At 70.2% G+C, this 4,810-nt stretch carries 3 protein-coding genes; all 3 read right to left on the bottom strand.

Annotated features, from left to right (window positions below):
- Nucleotides 1-78 precede the first annotated feature (78 nt).
- Nucleotides 79-1,578, bottom strand: coding sequence for a trypsin-like peptidase domain-containing protein (locus D7V88_RS38960; RefSeq protein WP_120545593.1), 1,500 nt, complete (start codon nt 1,576-1,578; stop codon nt 79-81).
- Between the two features lie 102 nt (nt 1,579-1,680).
- The gene (locus tag D7V88_RS38955) at nt 1,681-3,270 is read right to left on the bottom strand and encodes a glycoside hydrolase family 57 protein (RefSeq protein WP_120545592.1); all 1,590 of its coding nucleotides are present in this window, start codon (nt 3,268-3,270) and stop codon (nt 1,681-1,683) included.
- 26 nt (nt 3,271-3,296) lie between these two features.
- Nucleotides 3,297-4,810 (bottom strand): PAS domain-containing sensor histidine kinase (locus D7V88_RS38950; protein WP_120545591.1); only part of this gene is annotated, 1,514 nt, incomplete at its 5' end.

Here is a 4,810-nt window from a genome sequence, read left to right as displayed (position 1 = left end):
GCCCTGCGCCGCCCCCACCCCCACCGCCGTGCTGTCACCCAGCGAGACGTAGTTGACGCTCATCGCCGCTCGCTCACCTCAGGGCATCTTCAACGCGCGCAGGAGCCGCCCGCCGCCGGGGCCGGCCACGCGCAGCAGCAGGGTGCTGCCCGCGGGCGCGGCGCGGATGACCGCGGCCAGCTCCTTCGCGCTCGCGATGGGCTTGCGGTTCGCCTCCACCACCAGCATGCCCGGGGACAACTGCGCGCGGTCCGCGGGCGAGCCGGGGATGATGTCGGTGACGAGCGCTCCGGCGCGCTCCGTGAAGCCCGCCTGGGAAGCGGTGCGCGCATCCAGGTCCTGCAGGGACACGCCCACGCGGCGCGAGGTGTCCTGCTCCTCGGCGGCTTCGGGCTTCTTCTTGGACAGGCCCTCCAGGTCCGGCCGGGTGCCCATGGTCACCTTCACGTCCTGGGCCTTGCCGTCGCGGTAGAGGCTGAGCGTGGTGACGCTGTTGGGCTTCTTGAGCGCCACGGTGCGGGTGAGCTCGCTGTCGGAGCGGACCTTCTGCCCGTCCACGGCGACCACCACGTCGTCCGCCTTGAGCCCCGCCTTCGCCGCGGGGGAGCCGGGGTTGATCTGCGTGAGGATGGCGCCCTCGTTCACCGGCAGCTTCAGCGCCTGCGCCAGGTCGCGCGTGAGGGGCTGGATGCCCACGCCCAGCCAGCCGCGCGTGACGGAGCCGCTCTTCTCCAACTGGGGCAGGAGCGCCTTGATGAGGTTGCTGGGCACGGAGAAGCCGATGCCCGTGCCACCGCCGACGATGGCGGTGTTGATGCCCACCACTTCGCCCTTCATGTTGAACAGCGGGCCGCCGGAGTTGCCGGGGTTGATGGCCGCGTCCGTCTGGAGGAAGTCGTCGTACGCGCTGGCGCCGATTTCCCGGGCCCGCGCGGACAGGATGCCCACGCTGACGCTGGACGCGAGGCCGAACGGGTTGCCAATGGCCAGCACCCAGTCGCCCACGCGCACCGCGTCCGAGTCGCCCAGCTTCACGGTGGGCAACTGATCCACCTTCTCCTTGATCTTCACCACGGCCACGTCGGTGAGCGGGTCGCGCCCCACCACCTCGCCGGTGAACGAACGGCCGTCGTCCAGGCGGATGGTGATGGTGACCGCGTCCGCGATGACGTGGTTGTTGGTGAGCACCAGACCCTTGGGGTCGATGATGAAGCCGGACCCGGCGCCCTGGCGGACCTGCTCCCGCTCACTGCGACCGCCACCCCGCCCACCGTTTCCGCCGAAGAAGCGGTCGAAGAGCGGGTTGTCCTCCATGCCCTCTGGCATTTCAGGACGGGCCTGCACGTCCACGTTCACGACGGCGGACTTCACCGAGTCCACCAGCGGCGCCAGCGAGGCCAGCGACTGGGCTTCGCGCGTGGCGGGTTGGAGGTTGCCGGCCTGCCCGGTCACCGCCGGCTGCGTCTGCGGCGCGGCGGGCTTGGACGCCGGAGCCTGCGCCAGGGCGAGCGTGGGCGACGCCAGCACCAACACGGCGGTCACGAGCTTGCGACGGAACGGAAGGAGCGTGTGGGTCATGGATTCCTTCAAGCTAAAGCGGAAACGAGTCCCCGCAACCGGAACGACATCGTCCGCTCGCGGGAGGTGAACTCCCGGCCAGCCCGCCTGTTCCCGAAGCGCTCAACCGGGCCGGTACACCCGATAGTCCAGTTCTGGAAACAGGTTGTCGCGGCCCTCCACATGGGACAGCCACGCTTCATCGACGGTTCCCGCGCGCACCTGGTCGTGCAGGCGCAGGAAGCGCTGCAGGTGCTCCTTCGTCCGGCGCACGGCGTAGTCCACCATGGTGCCGGTCTTCATGATGAAGGCCCAGTCGGAGGACTGCGCCAGCAGCAGCTCGCGCGCGGCCTGGTTCAGTGCCCGACGCGGCAGGGACGAGGCGTCGGGGAAGTCCCGGGCCAGCGCCACCATCTGCTTCGCGCAGTGGTCCAGGTGCCGGTAGATCCAGTCGTTGGTCCCATCCAGCCACATGTTCGCGTACCCGCCCGCGCCCCAGGACGACAGGGGCGGCGTGGCCACCTGGTTCTCCGGGTGCGCGCGCAGGTCGTCCAGCGGGCTGATGAGGTCGAACTTCCGGGGCTCGCGCGCGGCCTGACGGATGAGCGCCTCGATGAAGTGGGGGCCTTCGAACCACCAGTGGCCGAACAGCTCCGCGTCGTAGGGCGCGACGACCACGGGCTTGCGACCGCCCATGCGCGAGGCGAGGTATTCGAACTGCCGCTCGCGGTTGAAGAGGAAGTTGCCGGCATGCACGGCCGCGCGCTCGCGGGCGGCGGCCGGATCATAGGGCTGCTTGTCGTTCGTCTTGCCGGTGATGCGGAAGTACTTGAAGCCGGTGTTCTTGCGGTCGCCGGTGGGCTGGATGAAGGGCCGGATGTAGTCCTGGTCCAGGTCCCAGCCGATGTCCCGGTAGAACTCCCGGTACACGGGGTCGCCCGGGTAGCCGTGCTCGGTGCTCCACACCTGCTGGCTGCTCTCCGGATCGCGCGCGAAGGCGGCGACGCCCGGCTCGGTGAAGATGGGGGCGTAGGGGCCGTGCAGCGGGCGGGGCGTAGCGTCGGTGAGCGCGTGCGTGTCGACGAAGAAGTAGCGGATGCGCTCGGCGGAGAGGATGCGCTCCAGGCCCGGGTAGTAGCCGCACTCGGCCAGCCAGATGCCCGCGGGATCGCGTCCGAAGTTCTGCCGGTAGTGGTTCGCCGCCACCGTCACCTGGGCGCGCACGGCCTCGGGCGTCTGCTGCATCAACGGCAGGAAGCCGTGGGTGGCGTTGCAGGTGAGGATCTCCAGATGGCCTGCGTCCTGGAGCCTGCGGAACGCGCCGACCAGATCGCGCCGGTAGTGGTTGTTGTACGCGAGGCGCAGCGATTCGAAGTGGTCGCGATGGAAGACGGCCAGCGGGTGGAACGTGGCGTCGTGTCGGGTGCGGTGCACCTCGCGGGCGCCCAGCTCGCAGAGCAGGTCCAGGCGCCGGGCGTAGCGCTCGCGCAGCAGGTCGTCGTTGAGCATCGTGACGAGCGTGGGCGAGAGCGTCATCGTCACCCGGAAGGGGACGCGATCCTCGACCAGCGCGTCGAACACGCGCAGCAGCGGCAGGTACGTCTCGGAGATGGCTTCGTAGAGCCAGTCCTCCTCGAGGAAGTCCTCGTACTCGGGGTGGCGGACGAAGGGGAGGTGTGCGTGGAGGACCAGCGCGAGGGAGCCCAGGCTCATAGGTCAGTCGAAGAGGCCGTGCGGGTTCACGAACGTCCACGGCGCGAAGCGCGCCGGGACTTGGAAGTGGAGGACTTGGAGTCCGGAGACGAAGGCTCCGGCGGGCCCTTCTTGGGGGGCGCGCGGCGCGGCAGCGTCACGGTGAAGGTGGTGCCGTCCTTCTCGGTGGAGGCGACCTCGATGGTGCCTCCGTGCGCGTGGACGATTTCGCGCACGATGTAGAGCCCCAGGCCGTAGCTCATCTTCAGGGTGCGCGTCGTCTGCGGGCCCTGGCGGAAGGGCTCGAAGAGGTGGGGCAGCAGGGCCTCCGGGATGGGGCGGCCCTCGTTGTGGACCTCGATGATGACCTTGTTGCGCAGGCCGCGCGTGACCAGGCGCACGGGCGCTTCGGGCGGGCCGTACTTGAGGGCGTTCTCCACCAGGTTGGACACCACCTGGGCCAGCCGGTCCGGGTCCCACTGGCCCTGCGTGTTGCCCTTGTGCTCCAGGACGATGTGCCGCTTGGGGAAGGCCACGCGGAACTCGTGCGCCACCTTGCCCAGCAGCTCCTGGCTGTCGGTGCCGCGCGGTTCGATGACGACGCCGCCCACCAGCCGCGCGCGGGTGAAGTCCAGCAGCAGGCGCGTGAGCCGTTCGATGCGCACGGCGGCGGTGGCGATGCGCTGGCTGGTGCGCGCCGTCTCCTCCGCGGGGCCGCCGGCCGCGAGCACGCGCGACCAGTTCATGATGGCGCCCAGCGGGCTGCGGATGTCGTGGCTGATGATGCCCATCAGGTGCTCCTGGAATTCGGAGTGCCTGCGCACCTCTTCCTCGGCCCACTTGCGCTGGGTGATGTCGCGGCTGATGCCGAAGAAGCCGAACACCTGGCCTTCGGGGTCGAGCAGCGGGCCCTTGGTGGTCAGCCACACGCGCTCGCCGTCGGGGCCCTGCTGGGCGTCCTCGTAGGTGAGGGGGTGGCCCGCCTCCAGCACGTCCTGGTCGTGCTTGCGGTTGACGGCGGCCTCGTTGGCGGGGAACAGCTCCGCGTCGGAGTGGTCGCGCACCTGCGCCACGGTGCGGCCCAGCGCGTGCGCGCCCGCGGTGTTGATGATCTGGTAACGGCCCTCCAGGTCCTTGATGTAGATGGCGTCGGTGGTGCCCTCCAGCACGGCCTGGAAGAGCTGGGCGGCGCGCTGCAATTCACCGCGGGCCTGGTACTCGTGGGTGATGTCGCGGCAGTGGACCAGGAGGGCGCCTTCGACGGGGCGGGTGCTCACGTCGAAGCAGAGGTCGCCTTCGGGCCAGCGGTGCTCGTAGCGCACGGAGGACTGCTCGGTGGCGGGGGCATCCAGGCGGAGGTGGTCTCCCAGGGCGAGCAGCTTCGCCACCTTCTTGCGCGCGTCGTCGCCGGGCTGGGCCCGGTCCCCGAGCAGCTCGCGCATGCGGGAGCTCAGGTAGGTGACGCGCCAGCCAGCGTCCACGGCGAGGAAGGCCTCGGGCAGTCCATCCAGCAGCGCGAGCAGGCCCAGGCCGGACGCACCCGGCGCGGACGGGGCGGGAG

The organism is Corallococcus terminator, assembly GCF_003611635.1.
GTDB lineage: Bacteria > Myxococcota > Myxococcia > Myxococcales > Myxococcaceae > Corallococcus > Corallococcus terminator.
This window is presented reverse-complemented; position numbering and strand designations above follow the sequence as displayed.